The 696-nt window shown below is 42.8% G+C and carries 1 protein-coding gene; it reads left to right on the top strand.

From position 1 onward, the window contains the following. Positions 1-368: 368 nt before the first annotated feature. Positions 369-696, top strand: a 328-nt coding sequence (locus ACTXGO_RS15510) for an ABZJ_00895 family protein (protein WP_443575149.1), incomplete at its 3' end; no start/stop codon positions are given.

Genomic DNA, 696 nt, shown 5'->3' with positions numbered 1-696 from the left:
AGCGCTAAGTGATGATAATTTTTATTTTATAGCTTAGGGCGTGTTGAACATTCAACCATGGCACTGCTGATCGCTGCCAGTTTATCAAAGATGTGTTCCAAACATGGCGCAAGTCGAAGATAATGTCTAGACCTTAGCTAGACTTGCAACACACTGCTTATATAGAGCTGGGGGGGGCAATTTTAGCATCAGCCTGAAAGGACAGGACTCTTTTTTGCCGCTCCTTTGATAAAAAGTAGACGCTTAGAATGACTAAACTTACTATTTTTATCTTGCTTCTAATTTAAGAGCAGCGACTAAAAAATAGTCTCTGTCAGTGCGTATTTGTGAATTATCAAACACGCCCTAATTTTGTAATAGGTAGCCTCATGACTGATCAACACCCCAGCTTACAAAAGCCTGCGCCCCTTGCGTATCAAAACGCTATTAACTCAAACGCCAACATGACAGAGTACGTGGGGTTTTTTGCAGTTGGTTATATTCTTGCCAGCGTCGTATTTATCGTTGTGCAAACGCAGCTGGTGATGAACCCGCACTTGGTAACGGTGCTGTCGGTTATCGCGGCGGCTTATATTGCAGTGTACAAGTTTATCAAGCATCATAAGCGCGCTTTACAAAAAAGTGAGATGAATCGATTGACTCTAGCTGGCACCGCAACCGTCTGGCTACTGAGTACGCTGTATTTTTTGGGAATAT

The organism is Psychrobacter sp. T6-1, from assembly GCF_052258445.1.
This window is presented reverse-complemented; position numbering and strand designations above follow the sequence as displayed.